This is a genomic window from Luteolibacter sp. Y139 (genome assembly GCF_038066715.1).
Classification (GTDB): domain Bacteria; phylum Verrucomicrobiota; class Verrucomicrobiia; order Verrucomicrobiales; family Akkermansiaceae; genus Haloferula; species Haloferula soli.
The window spans coordinates 248,553-267,463 of the sequence record NZ_JBBUKT010000010.1; the positions used below are offsets into that span (position 1 = coordinate 248,553).

12 protein-coding genes are annotated in these 18,911 nt (G+C 60.0%); 5 read left to right on the forward strand and 7 right to left on the reverse strand.

Annotated features, from left to right (window positions below; all coding sequences use genetic code 11):
- Nucleotides 1-211 precede the first annotated feature (211 nt).
- The gene (locus WKV53_RS22315) at nucleotides 212-418 is read left to right on the forward strand and encodes a hypothetical protein (RefSeq protein WP_341407029.1); all 207 of its coding nucleotides are present in this window, start codon (nucleotides 212-214) and stop codon (nucleotides 416-418) included.
- Nucleotides 419-722: 304 nt separating this feature from the next.
- On the opposite strand, the gene WKV53_RS22320 is transcribed toward WKV53_RS22315, so the two are convergent.
- From WKV53_RS22320 to WKV53_RS22330, 3 genes are all read right to left on the reverse strand, one after another.
- Nucleotides 723-1,247 (reverse strand): HD domain-containing protein, encoded by a 525-nt coding sequence (locus WKV53_RS22320; RefSeq protein WP_341407030.1) that lies wholly within the window; start codon nucleotides 1,245-1,247, stop codon nucleotides 723-725.
- Between the two features lie 24 nt (nucleotides 1,248-1,271).
- On the reverse strand, nucleotides 1,272-2,441 hold the full coding sequence (locus WKV53_RS22325; RefSeq protein ID WP_341407031.1) for a Gfo/Idh/MocA family protein: 1,170 nt from the start codon (nucleotides 2,439-2,441) through the stop codon (nucleotides 1,272-1,274).
- 443 nt (nucleotides 2,442-2,884) lie between these two features.
- Nucleotides 2,885-3,394, reverse strand: a complete 510-nt coding sequence (locus tag WKV53_RS22330) for a hypothetical protein (RefSeq protein ID WP_341407032.1) — start codon at nucleotides 3,392-3,394, stop codon at nucleotides 2,885-2,887.
- Between the two features lie 161 nt (nucleotides 3,395-3,555).
- Here WKV53_RS22330 and WKV53_RS22335 point away from each other — a divergent pair, with 161 nt between their 5' ends.
- The 4 genes from WKV53_RS22335 to WKV53_RS22350 all read left to right on the forward strand — a co-directional run bounded on the left by WKV53_RS22335 (nucleotide 3,556) and on the right by WKV53_RS22350 (nucleotide 11,908).
- Complete coding sequence (locus WKV53_RS22335; protein WP_341407033.1) at nucleotides 3,556-4,449, forward strand: YihY/virulence factor BrkB family protein; 894 nt, start codon at nucleotides 3,556-3,558, stop codon at nucleotides 4,447-4,449.
- 198 nt (nucleotides 4,450-4,647) lie between these two features.
- Nucleotides 4,648-6,750 carry a catalase gene (locus WKV53_RS22340; RefSeq protein WP_341407034.1) on the forward strand — a complete coding sequence of 701 codons (2,103 nt, stop codon included), beginning with the start codon at nucleotides 4,648-4,650 and terminating at the stop codon, nucleotides 6,748-6,750.
- Nucleotides 6,751-6,838: 88 nt separating this feature from the next.
- Nucleotides 6,839-9,985, forward strand: a complete 3,147-nt coding sequence (gene ligD, locus WKV53_RS22345; RefSeq protein WP_341407035.1) for a DNA ligase D — start codon at nucleotides 6,839-6,841, stop codon at nucleotides 9,983-9,985.
- An 828-nt stretch (nucleotides 9,986-10,813) separates the two neighbouring features.
- On the forward strand, nucleotides 10,814-11,908 hold the full coding sequence (locus WKV53_RS22350; RefSeq protein ID WP_341407036.1) for a DUF418 domain-containing protein: 1,095 nt from the start codon (nucleotides 10,814-10,816) through the stop codon (nucleotides 11,906-11,908).
- 311 nt (nucleotides 11,909-12,219) lie between these two features.
- Here WKV53_RS22350 and WKV53_RS22355 read toward each other — a convergent pair whose 3' ends face one another.
- From WKV53_RS22355 to WKV53_RS22370, 4 genes are read right to left on the reverse strand one after another with little or no spacing between them, the layout of a single operon-like run.
- A complete protein-coding gene (locus WKV53_RS22355; protein ID WP_341407037.1) occupies nucleotides 12,220-12,879 on the reverse strand; it encodes a TVP38/TMEM64 family protein in 660 nt (219 codons plus the stop codon).
- Nucleotides 12,876-15,287, reverse strand: a complete 2,412-nt coding sequence (locus tag WKV53_RS22360; RefSeq protein ID WP_341407038.1) for an endonuclease/exonuclease/phosphatase family protein — start codon at nucleotides 15,285-15,287, stop codon at nucleotides 12,876-12,878. Before WKV53_RS22360 ends, WKV53_RS22355 begins: the two co-directional genes overlap by 4 nt.
- A complete protein-coding gene (locus tag WKV53_RS22365) occupies nucleotides 15,280-16,566 on the reverse strand; it encodes a glycosyltransferase (RefSeq protein WP_341407039.1) in 1,287 nt (428 codons plus the stop codon). Before WKV53_RS22365 ends, WKV53_RS22360 begins: the two co-directional genes overlap by 8 nt.
- A complete protein-coding gene (locus WKV53_RS22370) occupies nucleotides 16,563-18,713 on the reverse strand; it encodes a hypothetical protein (RefSeq protein ID WP_341407040.1) in 2,151 nt (716 codons plus the stop codon). Before WKV53_RS22370 ends, WKV53_RS22365 begins: the two co-directional genes overlap by 4 nt.
- Nucleotides 18,714-18,911 lie beyond the last annotated feature (198 nt).

Here is an 18,911-nt window from a genome sequence, read left to right on the forward strand (position 1 = left end):
AAATTCATTGAGTGTGGAAAGGCGTGCGGAACGGATCCCGGAAATAGCGCTTGTACCGAAACCGGGAGTTGTCAGTATCACCAACAACATGACTGATCCTACTTAACCCACCGACGAAGAACTCCTCGCGCAGCTCGATGTCCTTCCGCCACATGATCCTGACCGTTACGAAACGACGGACGGCTTAGACAATCCGAATTGGGGGAATGAAATGCGGGTACGCTCCGCCGTTGATGCGTTGGATGTTTTTCAGAAGGTCCTGGGGATGGGTGAGGACTGCGAGGAAGCGATCCCGGACCTCATTACCAACCTGCTGCATCTTGCTCACTCCCGAGGCGTCGGCCCGAAGGCTGTGCTGAGGGAGTGCCTGATGCACTTTGTGGCGGAGGCAGGAGAGCTTCCGCCGGATGAGACCTGATTATCGGTGGAACTAATGGTTCGCCGGACCATGGCGTTCTCGTGAACTAAAGCCGGTCCATCCAAAGGTGCTCCGCGTCGCGAGGGTAAGCGTGGTCTGAGCCGCCCTGCAGTCTCTCTCGCCGTTACATACCGTATAGTTCATAGCGTGGGGTTGTAGAAACGCTAGGCTATCCGCACCTCGGCTCACCACCTCAAGTTGGTGAGACCTTCTCCTCACGTTCGGACGTGTGGCCGCACAAGCAGAAGATCGCCGAACTCGATACCCAGGTCCGCTGGTGACCCCAGGCGCCGGAGCGGGCGAGTCACTCTTCCATGTGTCGGATCTCTGCTTCCAGAATCGCCGCGGCGCGATGGATGGCAGCTTCGTCACCGGTCGCCAATTTCAATGCCCTGCGCGCTGCCCGGAGGCGTGAATCGCGGTACTCGGGCGGTCCATGGAGGTGGTCCAGAGCGTCTGCCATCTTGATCAGCCGAGCCTGCCAAGGGGCTTCTGAAAGTCGCTTCCAGTAGGTTTCTTTCTCATCCTTCGAGGACTTGCTGAGCCACTCAACCCATCCAGCCACGGTGCCGCCAAGGGTGAGGGCAACTGCCTCGCGGGTGAGCGATGTCTTCTCGAAAACATCGTGCAGGTAGGCTGCAGCAATAACCTCGGGATCGAAACACCTGAATTGCGATGCTACGAGCATGGCCACTCGAGAGGGATGGGCAAAATAGGGGGTGTCTTCTCCTGGCGACGTCTGTCCGAGATGAGCCATGGCCGCCATAGCCGCCGCCTGTTGCCAGAGGGAATTTCCTGCCTCACTGGATCCGTGGGATGACTCAATCATGGACGAAGTGCAGAAAATACCGGACTAGTCGGCGACCTTGACGGAGTTCCCGCTCTCAATCGACCTTGTGATCGCGGTTACAATCTTCATGTCGGCGATGCCGAGGGCTGCGGGGGTGATCACTTCCGCATCATCGAGCACGGCACTGGAGAAGCCGTCCATCTCTACGGTGAAATGATTGACCGCTTCGATTATGACCTCGGTCAATTCCATGGGTGCTTTCGCGTCTTCGGTTTCCCTTGATGAAGTGAAGAGCCGCAGGCCGCGGTAGCTGAAGGCGGGGTCCATTTCGATGACGCCCTTTTCGCAGTGGGCCCGGTAGTAGCGGCTCTCCGCAGTGCCGAAGGAGCAGAGGCAACTCGCGACCGCGCCGGAGGGGTAACGCATCACGAAGCTCACGCTTTCGGGGACCTCGCGGAAGCGGGGGTCGTCGTCGGGCTTGCTTGCGTAAGCGGTGACTTCGAGAGGCTCCTCATTGAGAACGTATCGGGCGGCATTGATGGAATACACGCCGACGTCCCCGACAGGTCCGCCACCAAGCTTACGGCTCAGTCGTATATTCGGTGCTTCGACATTCTGGCAGTTCCCGGAGTTGAAGGCCTTGACCTTGCCGAAACGCTTGCTGCGGCACCATTCCATGACCTGCCGGTTCATCGGTTCGTAGTGGAGACGGTAGGCGATGCCGAGCTTCTTGCCGGAATCCCTGGCAGCCTTCTCCATGGCCTCCGCTTCAGCCACGGTGACCGCCATGGGCTTTTCACACAGGACGTGCTTGCCGGCCTTCAGCGCGCGAATTGTGAACTCCGCGTGCATGCTATTGGGCAGCACGATGTAGACGATATCGATTCGCTCGTCTTCCGCGATCCTGTCGAAGTTTTCGTAGTCGTAGATCGCGTCCTCCGCGATGCCGTGGGCCTTCGCCACTTTCAGCGCCTTGTCGGGATGTCCGCTGACAAGGGCAACAGGTTTAGAATGTTTGCACCCGGCGAAGGCGGGCATGATCTCCTCAAGCGCCAATTGACCCAGCCCGACGATGGCCCATCCGGCCTTCTTTCCCGAAGGCTCCTCGACTTCCAGCTTCTCCGGTTGCTTGTCCGGGGGGGCGAGTGGAACCGACTCTTCGGCTCGGACGAGTCCGGCACCAGTGAGCATGGCGGCGGAGCCGATGAATTGTCGGCGGGTGGTGGGGTCCATGATGCTAACCACTTCGCAAGACTCATGCCACGCACCTCGACGAGAGGGCCAGATCAAGGCGGCACTTGCCGCCGATGGCGAGTCGGCCGGGCGACCAGCGAAAGCGGTGGGGGGACCAGAAGGAGGGTACAGGACTTGCGATGACTCCCGAATGCCACCTATAAATGATGTCGGCTCTCTGGAGGAAGAAACCGCCCAAGAAGCATTTCTCGAACGCTTCGGGAATAGCCGGCCACAGCTGGCTGGCGAAGCCATCGACAGGGCCTTCCGTCTGGGATTCTGCGAAATCGGTCCTTCGGAGAGAACGGAGATGTTAGAGAGGTAGATGGAGAGGTTGCTTGGTATCGTAAGCGACGAAGAAGAATGAAGGCGAATTGCAAAAAGGCGGCCGACCTTTTTCCCATCGCGCACGTCGCACGATGGGGCACCGATCTTCGAGTGGTTCAAAAATCTTTGTCGGGTTTTCCGGCTTGTTGATGAAGACGATCCCAGCCTGCCTTGACTGCCGCGCGGGCTTCCAACCAGTGCAGCCTCGAGTTCTGCTTCACGCTGTCCCATTCCTCGGCCATCGCCGGTTCATGTTCTTCAAAGCCCGAGTCGGGCCGGTAGCGCGCGACACTCATTTGGTAAGCCGGACCATAGTCGGCGAAGTCCTTGTCCTCCGTGTAGTACGGCTCCCGCTGAAACTGCTGGCGCCAGTAGTCTTCCTCCACAGTGGGATCGATGGTTTCGGCGATACTCTTCCCTCCGAGGCCACCGGCGATCGCACCGATGGCTCCTCCGATGGTCAGTCCGACGGGACCTGCCAGCGCTCCGATTGCTGCTCCCGCCGCCGCTCCGCCCGCGGCCCCGAGTCCTGTCCCTAGGGGATGAGAGCCGGGCTCGCCGGTCAATGGGTCAGGATTCTGGTGACGGTCCTTGAGGGATTCATGGAATGGTTCGTGATCTGTCATTGCTCTTCTCGGTTAGCGATTGCTGTGCCCTTGTGCCACCGACAGCAGAACAAGCGGTGTGAGGAGGCACAGGCGGTGCCCTGCCACCTCTCAACAGAGGAGTAACGGGAACGCTGTTTGCTAAGAAGGACCCGCAGTTCCAAGGACTGCACACTTTAGCGATGAACTACTGGAAAATCCTGCGGCAGACGGCCGATGAATTCATCGACGATGAGGTCCTACGTCTCAGCGCGGCACTTTCCTACTATGCCGTGTTTTCCCTCGCTCCCTTACTTTTGATTTCCATTGCGGTGGCGGGATGGTTTTTCGGGGACGAGGCAGTGAGAGGTCAGGTCACCGAGCACCTGAAGAGCAGTCTTGGAAATGCCGGAGCCACGGCCGTCCAAGACATGCTAGTGCACGCGAGGAAGCCTGAGAAGAACGTCCTGGCATCAGGCTTGGGCATCGCGATGCTGCTGTTCGGTGCGGGTGGCGTGTTTGGTCAGCTTCAGGAAGCTCTCAATACCGTGTGGGGAGTGCGGCGCCGTAGTGGTCGCGGCTGGAAAGGGCTTATTAGGGACAGGTTCCTCTCTTATGCGATGGTGCTCGGCACGGGGTTCCTGCTTTTGACCTCGATGCTTCTTACTGCCTTTCTTCAGGGGATCAGCACATGGGCCGGTTCATTCCTAAGCATTTCCCCCGTCATATGGAACGTCATCAGCACGGTCGTCGCCTTCCTGTTGATAGCGGGTCTTTTCGCTGCAATTTTCAAGGTCCTGCCGGATGTCCGGGTTAAATGGAATCACGTCTTCGTGGGAGCAGTGTTTACAGCCGTTCTCTTCAGCATCGGGAAATTCGCGATGGGCTGGTATTTGGGACGGGAAGCCACGGCATCTGCCTACGGGGCAACCGGGGCACTCGCACTTGTATTGCTTTGGGTTTACTATTCTTCGATCATCCTACTTTTCGGAGCGGAGTTCACCCAAGTCTCGGCAAACAGTAGCGGAGATACCATCCTGCCGGATAAGGATGCAGTGGCCATTCAGGTTGTAGAAATCCAGGCACCCGGCGAATGACTTTCGGAGAAGCGATAGGTCGACGCGGGGTTCCCCGCACGAGCTTCCGTGGGCATGATGCACTTAACCTCGGGCAATATGACTTCCGGCCCGCTCACGGAAGGTCGCTTGCTCAGCCATGGTGGCTGATGCCCTAAGCGGCATGGGGTGTGCGAGAGCGGGTGCCCCGCCGGATCAACCTCCGGTGGATTCACCGTCATGGCTTCCAAGAAATCTCCGCCGGCACCTTCTTCCGCCGCTCCCTCTCCCAAGCTTCCCGCCGAAACCCACCAGACTGCAGTCGAAGGTCAGCCCCACCTGACCACCAATCAGGGGCTTCCGATTTCGGACAATCAGAACTCTCTCAAGGCGGGTGTCCGCGGTCCGGTCTTACTGGAGGATTTCATCCTCCGCGAGAAGATCACGCACTTCGATCACGAGCGGATTCCGGAGCGGATCGTTCATGCGCGTGGTTCGGGTGCGCATGGTTTTTTCCAGCCGTATGAACCGGCGGCTGATATTACCGAGGCGGGCTTTCTTCAGGATCCCAAGAAGAAGACGGAGGTCTTCGTTCGCTTCTCGACGGTCGCGGGTGGTGCCGGGTCGGTGGACTTGCCGCGCGATGTGCGCGGGTTTTCGGTGAAGTTTTACACTGAGCAGGGCAACTACGATCTGGTGGGTAACAACATGCCGGTGTTCTTCATCCAGGATGCGATCAAGTTCCCGGATGTGATCCACGCGGTGAAGATGGAGCCCGATCGCGGCTTCCCGCAGGCGGCTTCCGCGCATGCCACCTTCTGGGACTTCATTTCACTCACGCCGGAAAGCATGCACATGATCATGTGGGCGATGTCCGACCGGGCGATCCCGAGGTCGCTGCGGATGATCGAGGGCTTCGGCGTGCATACCTTCCGGTTCATCACGGCGGAGGGCGTGAGCCGCTTCGTGAAGTTCCATTGGCGACCGACCATCGGCAGCGCCGCGGTGGTGTGGGATGAGGCGGTGAAGATCAGCGGCGCTGATCCGGATTTCCATCGGCGCGACCTGTGGGAAGCGATCAACCGCGGAGACTTCCCGGAGTGGGAGCTCGGCGTGCAGGTCATCGAGGAAAGCCAGGTCGCGGAGCTCGACTTCGACTTGCTGGATCCCACCAAGCTCATCCCCGAGGAAATCATCCCGATCCGGATGCTCGGTAAGATGGTGCTCAACCGGAATCCGGACAATCACTTCGCCGAAACCGAGCAGGTCGCCTTTTGCCCCAGCCACATCGTGCCGGGCATTGGCTTCTCGGATGATCCGCTGCTCCAGGGCCGGCTGCTCTCCTATCTGGATACGCAGCTCAGTCGTCTGGGCGGGCCGAACTTCCACCAGATCCCGGTGAATGCGCCACGCTGCCCGTTTTCTAACAACCAGCGGGACGGCCTGCGCCAGATGCAAGTCCCCAAGGGCAGGGTGGCCTACGAGCCAAGCCAGATTTCGCCGCCCGAGGCGCCGCGCGAATGCCCGGTGCATGGCTTCCGCACGCTTCCCGAAGCCGAGACGGGCGAGAAGCTGCGCAAGCGCTCGGAGACCTTCGCCGACCACTATTCTCAGGCGCGGCTGTTCTACCGCTCGATGACGGAGCCCGAGCAAACGCACATCGCGAGCGCGCTCGCCTTCGAACTCGCCAAGGTGGAGGTGATCGATATCCGCAACCGCATGCTCGGCCATCTCGGGAACATCGATGAGGGCCTTCAGCAAACGGTGGCGGATGCGCTAGGGATGCCGCTGGCGAATGCCATGGCCATCCAGCCTGCGGTGGCTCCGCGCGATCTCGATCGCTCGCCATCGCTGAGCCTGATCGGGAAAGATCCGCATACGCTGAAGGGTCGCAAGGCTGGGATTTTCATCACCGATGGCGCGGATGCGGAGCTGCTCGCTGCGCTTCAGGCCGCCTTCAAGAAAGAGAAGGCCGCGGTGGAATTGATCGCGCCGAAGATCGGCGGGGCCACCACCTCGGATGGGGTGCTGGTCGCGGTGGACCATGCCTTGTCCGGCGGGCCTTCGGTGTTCTTTGATACAGTGGCGATCCTTGCTTCCGAAGATGCGATGGCAGACTTGGCCCGGGAAGCCGCCGCGGTGAACTGGGTGCGCGATGCCTTCGGGCATCTCAAGGTCATCGGCTATTCCCTGGAAGCTGCGCCGCTGCTGGATGTGGCGGGTGTGGAGCCGGACGAAGGGACGATCCTCCTGGAGGGTGCGAAAGGGGTTAAAGCCTTCATCAACACCGCGCGAGGCGGGCGCCGATGGGAGCGTGAACCTACGCTTCGGAGTATTGGATGACAGTGGCCAGACATGGGTCTTTCCTCTAACCACAATATGAACGCTCTGATTACCTTCGCCTCGCTGGCCGGGTAAAGAAGGGGAATTCATGAAAATTGCCACGTATAACGTCAACGGGATCAACGGGCGTCTCCCCGTTCTTTTGCGCTGGCTCGAGGAAGCCAAGCCGGACGTCGTGTGCCTTCAGGAATTGAAGGCACCTCAGGAGAAGTTTCCTATCTCGTCCATCCGGGACGCTGGCTACGGCGCGGTCTGGCAGGGGCAAAAGAGCTGGAACGGCGTGGCGATCCTGGCCCGCGGGTTAAATCCGATCGAAACACGCCGGGGCCTTCCCGGAGATCCCGACGACGCTCACAGCCGGTATCTTGAAGCAGCGGTTGACGGTATACTGATCGGGTGTCTCTACCTGCCTAACGGCAATCCAGCACCGGGTCCGAAGTTCGACTATAAACTGCGGTGGTTTGAGCGTTTCCTCGCACACGCCGAGGGGCTTGTTCGCCAAGACATTCCGGTGGTGCTTGCAGGCGACTACAATGTCATGCCGACAGAGCTGGACGTCTATAAACCCGAGAAGTGGATCGACGATGCGCTTTTCCGGCCGGAGGTCCGCGAGTGCTTCCGCAAGCTCGTCGATCAAGGCTGGACCGATGCAATCCGTTCGCTTCATCCAGACGAGCGCATTTTCACCTTCTGGGACTACCTGCGAAATGCGTATGGACGAAACGCCGGGCTGCGCCTCGACCATCTCCTCTTGAGTCCCCAGCTAGCAGGACGCCTCGTGAGAGCTGAGGTCGATAAGGAGGTGCGAGGGTGGGTGAAGGCCAGTGACCATGCACCCGTGTGGATTGAACTTGGAAATGCGGGAAAGGGGGTGCGGGCCCCGAAAAAGGTGCCGGTCGTGCAGGCAGGGAAGAAACTGCTGAAGAAGCCGTCGTCCGACTCGCCACTCGGCAGGTATAACGCCAAGCGGAACTTCTCGAAAACGCCAGAGCCGGGGCCTCAGATCGGGGACGCGTCAGGCCGCTCATTCGTGGTCCAGGAGCACCACGCGCGGCAGCATCATTTCGACTTCCGACTGGAAATCGACGGAGTGCTCGTCAGTTGGGCGGTTCCGAAGGGCATACCCGAAGATATCGTGGCGAAGCGACTTGCCGTTCACGTTGAGGATCATCCCTTGGACTACGGGCAGTTTGAGGGGACGATTCCCAAGGGCAACTATGGGGCGGGGAACGTCGCTATTTGGGACAAGGGAACTTGGGAGCCCCTGGAGAAGGGATGGCGGAGGGATTTTGCCAAGGGCACCCTGAAGTTCCATCTGCGGGGCGATCGCCTGACTGGTTCTTATCTGCTGGCTCGAATGAAAGAGGAGCCCAACTGGATGATGAAGAAGCTGGATCCTTCAACGCATCCTCAGGCCTCCTTCGACGCGGAGCCGGAGCTGCCTCGCTATGTTGCTCCCCAGCTAGCTCAGGTGGTCTCTACGGTGCCGACAGGCCGCGACATTGTTCACGAGCTGAAATTCGACGGGTACCGGCTGATCGTAGTGAAGCAGAACGGCAAGCTGACGATATACACCCGCAGTGGCCACGACTGGACCGACAAGTTTGCCCCCCTGGCGAAACATCTCACGGCGATCTCCAAGAAGGACTTCATCCTCGATGGTGAAGCGGTGGTGTGGGATGAGAAGGGTCGAAGCAATTTCGGCGACCTCCAGGCGGCTTTGAAAGGGCGCCCTAACGAAGTGTCCTTCGTTGCCTTTGATCTTCTTCACTTCGACGGCCTCAACCTGCGGGATTTGCCACTAGCCGAGCGACAGAAACGGTTGGTCAACCTGGTCAAGGAGGAGCACGGAGTAGTGAGGCGATCGACCGTATGGTCGTCAGAAATGGGTGCCGATCTCTACAGGCAGGCATGCAAGTTGGGCTTAGAGGGAATCATCAGCAAAAAATTGAGCGGAACCTACAAGCCGGGCGACCGACGTGACTGGACCAAATCGAAGTGTCGCCCCCGCCAGGAGTTCGTGGTGTGTGGATATACTCCGCCGAAGAGTTCCTTGCCCGCCTTCTCATCGCTGGTGCTTGGAACTTACGAGAACGGAAAGCTGATTCCGCGCGGGAAGGTCGGAACGGGCTTCTCCGAAGATGACCGGCGGCAGTATCTGACGATGTTCAAGCAGTTGAGGACGAGCAAGCCGGCATTTGAGTTTGATGAGAAAGTGGTGTGGCTGAAGCCGACGCTGGTTGCGGAGGTGGAGTTCGCCGAGATCACCCGCGATGGCTCAGTTCGACAGGCCTCGTTCGTGGCGCTCCGCGAAGACAAGAGTCCTGGCGATGTTCACATGGATGCGGTGCAGACGTCCGCGGTGGACAGCAAGGGCACAAAAGTGGCGGGGATATCGATTAGTAGCCCAGACCGGATGGTATACCCCGGAGACGGGGTGGCGAAGTTGGAGGTGGCCAAATACTACGGGCGGGTGGGGGAGTTGATGCTGCCCTTCGTTGCGAATCGGCCGCTGGCTTTGTTGCGAGCGCCTTCCGGAATCACGGGAGAGCTCTTCTTCCAGAAGTCTTTCACCACTTACGTCCCTGAGGGCGTCCATCAAGCGAAGCTCGCTGATGGCGACGACATCTTCTTTGTGAAAGACGTGAAGGGTCTCGTCTCGCTGGCTCAATTCAGTGCGATCGAATTCCATCCATGGGGCTCGCCCATCAAGAACGTGGAGAAGCCCGACTTCCTGACGTGGGACCTCGATCCCGAGGAGTCGGTGCCGTGGAAAGAGGTGCTGGGAGCTGCGTTGCTGTTACGGGACTACCTGCGAGAACGGGGTCTGGAAACCGTCGTGAAAACTTCTGGAGGGAAGGGTCTGCACGTTGTGCTCCATTTGAAACCAAAGCACGGATGGGAAGTGATCAAGCCATTCGCGAAGGCGGTGGCATCGGCAGTGGCCGGCTTCAATCCTGCGCGCTTTACCGTGACTTCGACCAAATCCAAGCGCGCTGGCAAGATCTACGTCGATTGGATGAGAAATGGCCGGGGAGCAACCTGCGTTGCTCCGTGGTGTCTCCGTGCGCGGCCGGGGGCCACCGTGTCGATGCCTATCAATTGGGCACAGCTACCTAAGCTATCGAAGGCCGGGTTCACGATCCATGAACCGCCCGAGCACCCGAAGGAATGGCAGGACATCCATCCTCACAATATACCCGCTTCGCTGCTGCGGGATTTGGGGATCGGTTGACTTTCAGAGTTGATGATTGCCGGGTTGGCACATCACTTCGTCCACAATCCCAATTGGATGATTGCAACTTCGATCTTTTTGAGTCGCGGACCTCGTAATCTTCGCCGGTCCCGGTTCGTGCTCTAGTAAGGGCAGATGTCATCTCGCAGGTCCAGAAGCCAGCTTGCTTGAGCGACTATTCGATCCCTGCCGTCCACTCGTAACGCCGAGAGTAGTCTCTCATCAACTGACATAGGCGAAGTCGGAGCTGTTTCGAACGGATCCTCATTGGTTGGTCGGAAATCCATCAGCCGGGCGACCTTGCCGACCTCTAGTGTGGCGAGCCACACCTCCCGTCCCACCTGGAGTTCGACACAAATACCATCGAAGGGGCGCAATTCTTCAAGAGTCACCATTCATCTTAGAACAACAAGTACCGCTTTGCCAGTCTGCTGACACAAAACGCCCACGATTTTTCGCATCTTTTGGCCGGCCTGTACGACTCCATCTGCCCTTATTCCACCGAAACACTGGGCGTCCACGGTGAGCGACGGGGCGCAGCCCGGCATTCGCATCCAGCAGTGCAAGCGACCCGACGACTACAGCGACTGGCTGTCCTCCTAAGCCCGGCGGCGCAATAAACGGCCGTGTAAAAGCACCTCGTGCAGGCGTCCGAAAATGCGCTCAAAAGCGCTAGGATGGCAGGTAGACCGGGTTACTCATGCGGATCTCGCGCAGTTATCGGCAAAGTACGCGGAGAGGCCCGTTGTGAGTCGCGATGGCTCCGCAGATGTGAGCCCCACAATTGCGTCTAGGCAGAGGCACTGCCACTTGCTTCCCTACGCTCCAATGAGTTCCGAAGCCGGATCATCCGAAGCAAAGCGGGTCGCCGGCCTGGACGTGGCCCGCGCGCTGGCGATTCTTGGAATGGTGACGGTCCACTTCCAACTGGTCATGACCGACTGTACACCGCAGGCACAGTGGGCCAGGGCAATGCTCGGCTTTCTCGATGGGCGTCCCGCCGCCACCTTCATGGTTCTGGCCGGAATGAGCGTGGCTATGCTGGCGGGCAAGGCCGGCCGCACACCCTCCGCGCAACGGCCAATCGGCTCTGTGCTCAGGCGGAGGGGGATATTCCTGCTAGCGTGCGGTTTCATCAACCTGATGGTCTGGGAGGGAGACATCCTTCGCATTTACGGTGTCTGCCTCCTGGCTATCCCGTCGTTGCTCCAAGTTTCCTCACGCGCTCTTCTCGGTTGGGGTGCCGGGATCGTGATCACGTTTTGCATTATGATTGTCTTTTTGGATTACGGAAAGAACTGGGATTTCAGGGAAATGCACTATCGCGCGCTCTGCACTCCCTCTGGCTTGGTGCGGAGCCTTTTCTATGACGGATTCCGATCCGTGTTTCCGTGGTCTGCCCTGGTCGTGCTTGGGCTGTGGCTCGGACGCATGGATTGGCGGGAGGATGCACTCGCTTGGCGGGTCCTACGCTGGGGCGTCTTGCTCTGGGCAGGCTCGGCATTGCTCTCGATCGCCTTTCGCGCGGCGTTCCACGGCTCGGTAGGGCCGTCGCTGAGCCATGAAGACGTTATCGCCCTTTTTGGACTACAATCGATGCCGCCCCTTCCGCTGTTCCTGATCAATGCCACCGGCGTGGCTTTGATCACCATCGGATCTTGCACTATCCTGGCTTCGCGATGGGCAGCAAATTACCCTGTAAAAGCACTCGCCGCCATGGGCCGGATGGCCTTCACCTGGTATGTCGGACACATTATCTTCGGTCTGGGCGGCGTCATCGTGCTCGACTGGCTGCGCACCGGCCCCGGCGAAGCCCTTTGCGCTGCACTATGCTTTTTCGCAGCCGCGGCGACGTTCTCTATGTTCTGGCTGCGAAAATTCCGCAACGGGCCCATGGAATCCGTACTCCGGTGGGTGGGGTGAATGCTTCGCGCTGGGCTCAAACATGCGTCCGTAGGTCAAGGGCGATTTCCCGTGACGCCTCCCGAGCTCAATTCTCAGAAGATCAACGAGTCGACGAGTCCGAGAGCTCGCCGCGATCGCCAATGTCCTTCTCGGGGGATGAAGCTTCCGCGATCCGTGCTTCGACTCTATCAGTGCCGTATTTGTCGAAATGCCCTCCAACCAAGGATTGAGTGCATTCGACTGGCCTCTCACAGCGCTCCTTTCGGCTTCGCTAACCACGCTCGGAATCTTTGCGTTGTCGCACTATTCTCCCTTTTTCGTATAGTGGGCTAATCCGCATCGTCCACGCCGCAGCATTTCCATTTCCGCTTAAGCAAAACACCAACTGCCAACAATGCCACCGAGGTTCCAACTAGGACGTAAATAACCCAAGGCTTGAGCGTATCGACCGCACTCCCCGCGCCGACCGGAATCACGCAGAAAAGCGCGTAGATCGGAGCGCCCGCCCAGAGATAAATACGGAGCGGAACGTCGGTGAGGGCCAACAGGTACAGCTTCGCCGCGTACGGCGGACCATGGATCGCCGCGAAGAGCGCGGTGAACCACACTTGGTGCTTCGGATCGATCGACGGAACCGCATATCCCGCGCGCGCGAGCCGATTTCTCAGCCGCTCCCGAAACCAACCGTGGGTCAATCGGAAGGCGGCGATGTTATGAAGGAACATGACACCGGTCGCCAGCGCCATGCCACCGGCAAAGCCGAAGCGAATTCCTGCCACCGCCAGCAACGGCGAGATCGGGAAGCCAACCAATGGCAACACCAGCAAGGCCGCTAGATACAACCCCAGCGGCAAGCCTTCTGCAAACGCGACGATCGACTCACGATCCACGTGATCCCGGTAGCTCCACAGGACCGCACCAGCGGCCGCCAGAAGGAAGAATGCTGCCACCAGCTTCTTATGCTGCCGGATGTGGGTTGCAAGCGTCATCGCAGTATGAGTTCCGCACAAAGCGGTAGGTGGTCGGACGCAATCCGCGCCACCGGTGACAACGGCTGGTCCACTCCCTCGACCGCGAAGTGCTCGCTGACGAACACATGATCGATGCGGACCACCGGGCATAGTGATGAAAAGGTCGGAACTGGCACATGCCCGGGAGCGGCGAGCTGCACATCGCGGAAGCGCTGGCGCAGCGGCTGGAGCGCTCGGGAGCGCGGACCAGAATTGAAGTCGCCGGCAATCACCACCGGCTGGTCCGGAGGCACCGAACCCAGCCACCGCTCGCTCACCAATTCCTCCGCTTGCCGCATCCGTTCATTGCGCCCCAGACCGAAGTGAGTGTTGATGAAATGGAACGGCTTCCCCCCTTCGGGCTCGACTTTCACCCAGATCGCCCCACGCGCCTCCCGAAAGACTCTCGGGTCCGCTTCTGTTAGAAAGTCGGCCCGGATCTTCGTGAAAGGATGCCGGGAAAAAAGAGCGATGCCGTAGCGCTCGCTCTGCTCCTCGAACATCGCATGGAAGACGTGCGTCATGCGCAGGTGATCGGCGATGAGCTGGGCCTGGTCGAGTCCTCGGCTGCGCAGGCGATGGCAATCCACTTCCTGCACCGCAATGATGTCCGGATCGAAATGATTGATCACCCGCGCCACACGTTCCGGGCGAATCTTTCCATCGAGACCGACACAGCTGTGGATATTGTAGGTCATCACCCGAAGCGGCAATTCTCGCCCGGTCCGGAGACGTTCTGCCACCCGTTCCTCCCGCGTGCCATCCCTCCCCAGAAAATGCAGCGCGATTCGGCGCAGGTCCTCGCCGCGAACCCGGGTGCCAGTCGCCGGCATCCGCGCATGATGCCACCGTCGGATCCGGTCTGGCACCAGCAGGAAGCCCCGGGTCTCCTCGAATCCCGGCCCACAATGCGCGCCGTTCTCCATGGGAAAGCTGAGCGGCTGCCCCTCGGGATCCCACCCCGAGATGACGATGTCGCCGGCATTCGGATGAAAGCACAAGGTCACCAGGTCTCGCGTGACCTCCTCGAGGAAAGGATGCGACGCTCCCAGCACCTTGTCCGCATCCCCGGGCAGCGACCACTCGCCTCTCCCATTGAACGCCTTCACACCTCCATCCGGCTGAGGTAGCAGCACCAGCGGAATGCCTGCCGCCTTTACCAAATCCAGTGCATACTTTTCAAGTTCTGCGGCTCCCGGATCTTGCGGCAGATAGAGGTGTCCCACCGGACCCATGGCCGTGACGATGATCTGCCGCTCTGGATGAGGACTACCATCCTCGACCCCTTCCGACTGCATGCCCACCAGGTTGCGAAAGCGCCCCACAGTATTGCCTAACAGCTCCGCCGGACGCCGCGACCACACCTCTACGCCTGCCAAGGAACCTGTGGAGAACACCTCGGTGACAGCAGCGTGAAGGTCGCGCCCATGTTTCCGCTCGTAGGGAATCGTATGCTCCTGCCCATGATCGGAGTGAACGATCACCTCGTAGTCCCGATAGTCCGAATGATCGCCTGCGCGAAAGATGTCCCGGATGGCACTGTCGATTCCCTTGAGCGTCCAGTGCGCGAAGGCAGACCCGGGTCCGCGACGGTGGGACTGCTCATCATAGCCGAGGAAATTGCCATGAATCACCGGCGCCCCCCGTTCGATGTCCAATAGTATCCGGAAACGGATCGCTTCCCGCAGGAGGATGCAGACCACCACCCGCGCCGGCACGAAGAACAGCTCCGTTAGTACATTCTCGCGCTCATACAGCCCCTTGACCGCGTCCGCGAGGGCGATGACGAATTCAAGCACTGCAAGCCCCGCCATCCGCAGGATCTTCGGCAAATACACCACACCGAGGATTAGCCACTTCAGCGGATTCACCCGCCGGATGATCTCCGCTGACGCCAGATCCTGGGAACAGTAGCGGGAGAGGGTGGAGCCAGCGCGATAGATGTTGGAGTAGCCGCAGCCACCTTCTAACAACGGCTTTTCACCACGTCGGCAGAGCTCGTCCTCGATCACCGCCGCGGACTCGGCCTCATACATGCGCATTACTTGTCCGCTGGCCCGATGAAGGAATTGAAATCCGGGAACGGCCGCGCGCACGCCATAGAAGATCTCGCCCTGCACCGCGGGCGTCGTGGACGGCACGCCCGAATAGAAATTCTCCAGCGTGAAATGCCCGCGACGCATGAGCTTGGCGAGAAAGGGCAAGTTCCCATCCGCGATTGCCCGTTCAAACTGGTTGCGCGAGAGGCCGTCGATCTGGAGAATGATCAGCCCCGGATGCTCCGCCTCTCCGCTAGGACGGCGCACACCGAGCAGACGCGAAGCCAGCCGCGTGCGATTCAGAACTCGCCGCAGCCAACGCACTCGGGCGGTGATGCGGCTAATCAAGGCGGGCTTCAGTGGCTGGAGTTTCGATCACTGCGGCCGTCACGGCGGATACCTTCGCGGCCAGCAATTCCCATTCGATTTCGATCCCGGCAATCAGGCGATCCCACGGAGTGCTATCGGCCTCTTCTTGCCGTCGCTGCGCGGTGACCAGGTCGCTATAGCAGGCGATCATTTGCTCGGTACAGCGCGTCGTGTCGTAGGTTTTCGCGGAGAGTCGCGCGCTTGCCGCCAGGTTACGCCGCTTTGATGGCTGCGAAATCATGCGGAGCAATGCCTCGCAAAACAAATCCGCACCGGCATCAGCGCGAAGCAAATAGCCATTCTCCCCATCGCGCACGATCTCCCGCACGCCGGGCCCGTCCAGCGCTACCACCGGATTGCCCGCTGCCATCGCCTCGGCGAGGACAATTCCCTGGGTCTCGGTCTGCGAAGCAAAGGCGAAGCAATCCATCGCCGCATAGGCATCGCTGAGATCGGAGCCCATCAACTTGCCCGGCGCATGGACCCTGTCATCCAGTCCTTCCTCCGCGAAGCGGGAAAGCATGCCCTCCCTCGCATCGCCATCGCCCACCAGCAGGAAGAGCGCATCCGGCCGCTCGTGGAGGCAGGGAATCACGGCCTCGGTCAGCAACTTCAGGTTCTTCTCCGCGGCCAGCCGACCCACATGGCCGATCACGACAGCCTCCCTCCGTATCCTCGCACGCTTGCGAAAGCTGGAACCCACCCCGTGCTCGAAAGCTCCGTTATCGATTCCGGTGGGAATCGTGCGGATGGGTGCAGTCACTCCGCGATCAAACAAGAGCGCGGCAATGCTTTCGCTGGGAGCAATCACCGTCGAGCAGAGGTTGCAATAGTCGGTGGCGAGCTGGATGGCCATCCGCTTGATCGCTTCCGAATCCAGCGGCACGTAGTGCGTGTAGCGCTCGTAGAGCGTGTGATGCGTGAATACCACCGGCACCTTCATTTTCCATCCCTCACGAAGCGCGGCGTCACCTAACAGGAAGGGATGATGGCTATGAATGAGGTCAGGCTTGAACTCCTCCATGAAGTCCCTCACCAGACTTGGCATCGGCAGCCTCACACAGAAATCACTGCCATTGAAATTCTGGATCGCAGGTACCCGCAGCACGTGCGGAGAAGGCTCAGCCCCCGGAAACTCCGGAGCAATCACCCGCACCTCATGACCACGCGCCCGGCACGCCTCCTCTAGCGTCTGAACGGAGCGGGCCACCCCGCCGACGTGCGGCAGGTAGGTATTGGTAAACATCGCGATCTTCATAGGGCCTCCAGGGAAAATACGCTTTGTCCTCCATTCGCGGTGATCGAGTGATATCCGGGGACCGCAACGATCACGTGCGGAGGCCGCTCATGCCAATCGCCGTCGATCTCGAGATGCTTCCCCTCAAGCCGCACGCTGACACGCCCCCACGGCGTGAGCGTCGGGCCGAAGCTCACCCGGCCGCCGAGCCACTCCGGCAAGATGCCTGATCCGATTACCAGATGGTTCTCCTCTTCCCGCACGAAACAATTGCGGATCATCATCAGCCACTCCGCCGCGGCCCAGCCGTGCTGACCGTCTCCCATGCACCCGCCATGCGTTCCCGGATGGATGGCCTCGGGCCACTGCCCGGTGGGAGAAGCCAGCTCCGCGACACGACGGATCAGTCCGATGAATCGCGGATCGCCAGCCCGCAGTAAGGTCTGGGCTAGATCCAGCGTGAGGTAGGCATTGATCCCGGAATGGATCATCTCCTGGAAGAAGCCACCGCCGTGAAAGCAGTGATCTAGCAACCAATCCAGCGTTCCCATCACGCGTGGTGCCCCATGTGGGTAGAGTTGCAGCGGATAGTCCGCCACCATCGAGCCGATTGCCCCGGCATCCATCCGTCTCCCTGGCGCGGCAGGAATCGCGCCTTTCGAGCGACGTTCGGGAATCGACTCGATGCTCCGGTTGATGTTGGCCGCGAACTCCTCCGCCAGCTTCTCCGCCTCATCCGCGGCCTCATAGTTGCAATGCCGTCGCCATTGCTTCGCCATCTCCTTGAGACCACCCCACGCCCAGAAGTCGTCCCAGTAGTAGTAGTCATTCGGACCCAGGTGCTCGGCGCTGAAACCCGGAGGTAGCAAGCCACGCGTGCCCGCAGGGTCATCCTTGGCCAGGCGCTTCTTCGCGAGCCAGCGAACTGCCTTTCTCAAGGCCCGGTCGATACCGGCCTCCGGAGGGCGATGGGAAAGCGCACACTGACGGGCCACGATCCACAGCACTTGTCCGTTCGAATCCCACTCTCCTTCCTGGGAAAGAAAGTAGCCGGCCGCAGTCTGACGTGGCGCAAACGTCCCTATGATACGGTCCGCAGCTGACGATAGGCCGAGCGCGAGCATCGGAGCGAGCATCAGGCAGGCATCGCGAAACCAGAACCGCCGATAGGTGTAGGGACCGGGAACCAGCTCATCCGCGGAAAGTAGGAGCACGGTGCGCATCGCCGCATCGTAGAGGAACTTCATGCGGGCATCGCCGATCTCCAGGGACGCTGTTCCCCGCAACGCCTCGGCCCACGAACGAGTGGAAGTCACCGTGTGACCTAGATCCCGCTCCAAGGAAACCGTGACGCCAAGTTCCCGCGCCTGTCCTGCATGAATGCGGAACAGCGCTGCCGCCGTTGCCATTCCCGTGCCACAGGCGATCTCGCGTTGATCCGAGTCTCCCGGCAAATTCAGATACACATCTCCCTCGGCGTAGTGCGCCATGCGCAGCGAGATCGGCACCTCACCCAAGTCGACGGTGGCCTCGCCATTCACACGAAACGCTCTTCCCGAAGAATCCAGCGCGATGCGTTGGATAAACTGGACGCCCTCCGGATTGTAAGGGCGCACCGCCACCACCAGCCAACCGTCTTCCTTCGCCATTGCCCGGACGTTCGTACAGACCATCGGCGGCTTGCCAACTTCACCCACCATGCGGGTTCCCAGCTCAAGCTCCGTACCCTCGGACTGGCAATGCGTCCTCACCTGCAATTCATCCCCCAGTTCGAGACTCTGAGTGACTGCATCGTCTTCCAGCTTGCTCGGCAGTAGGCGCTTCCGCGACTCGGTCACGATCCAGAAGTCTAGCGACCATCCATCATGAAGCGGCGTGACCAGCCCGCGTGGATCGACGATAGGATAGACAGCCACATCTGGCATTCCCACCGCGGTCCAGTTGCGATGAGTGAGGTTGATGTGACTGAAGGAAAACGCGCGCGGCACGAACGATCGGCTCGCGGGATTGAACTGGCGCTCCACCCAATAGGGCCAAACCCAGTCGAGGTTGTGCTGGATCGCCTTGGCATTCACGAGGCCGCGGGCGTGAAAAACGATCCCCGCTCGCAAAAGCTCGAATGGCTCGGCAACCTCCGAAGGTTGAGCAAAGGCTCTAATGCGAGCCATTACCGTGGCCGGGTCCAAAACCCCATAGCGGCGGGCGGCGTGCTTAACTAAAAATCTCCATGGCAGTAGATTAAGCATGAACCACTCCAATCCGCAGACGGTGTTCCATTGCCTAATCCTTTGAGTTGAGGTGACTTTGAGAAGCCCCGCAAATGCGAAGTGCAACCAATGAAGGTGTGCAGCGTGCAATCCTCACAG

What these genes read in the sequence shown, in the direction of transcription:
- WKV53_RS22355 (WP_341407037.1), bottom strand. Translation starts at nt 12,879, where the DNA reads ATGACGCTTGCAACCCACATCCGGCAGCATAAGAAGCTGGTGGCAGCA.
- WKV53_RS22330 (WP_341407032.1), bottom strand. Translation starts at nt 3,394, where the DNA reads ATGACAGATCACGAACCATTCCATGAATCCCTCAAGGACCGTCACCAG.
- WKV53_RS22315 (WP_341407029.1), top strand. Translation starts at nt 212, where the DNA reads ATGCGGGTACGCTCCGCCGTTGATGCGTTGGATGTTTTTCAGAAGGTC.
- WKV53_RS22325 (WP_341407031.1), bottom strand. Translation starts at nt 2,441, where the DNA reads ATGGACCCCACCACCCGCCGACAATTCATCGGCTCCGCCGCCATGCTC.
- WKV53_RS22370 (WP_341407040.1), bottom strand. Translation starts at nt 18,713, where the DNA reads ATGGCTCGCATTAGAGCCTTTGCTCAACCTTCGGAGGTTGCCGAGCCA.
- WKV53_RS22320 (WP_341407030.1), bottom strand. Translation starts at nt 1,247, where the DNA reads ATGATTGAGTCATCCCACGGATCCAGTGAGGCAGGAAATTCCCTCTGG.
- WKV53_RS22350 (WP_341407036.1), top strand. Translation starts at nt 10,814, where the DNA reads ATGAGTTCCGAAGCCGGATCATCCGAAGCAAAGCGGGTCGCCGGCCTG.
- ligD (WP_341407035.1), top strand. Translation starts at nt 6,839, where the DNA reads ATGAAAATTGCCACGTATAACGTCAACGGGATCAACGGGCGTCTCCCC.
- WKV53_RS22340 (WP_341407034.1), top strand. Translation starts at nt 4,648, where the DNA reads ATGGCTTCCAAGAAATCTCCGCCGGCACCTTCTTCCGCCGCTCCCTCT.
- WKV53_RS22365 (WP_341407039.1), bottom strand. Translation starts at nt 16,566, where the DNA reads ATGAAGATCGCGATGTTTACCAATACCTACCTGCCGCACGTCGGCGGG.
- WKV53_RS22335 (WP_341407033.1), top strand. Translation starts at nt 3,556, where the DNA reads ATGAACTACTGGAAAATCCTGCGGCAGACGGCCGATGAATTCATCGAC.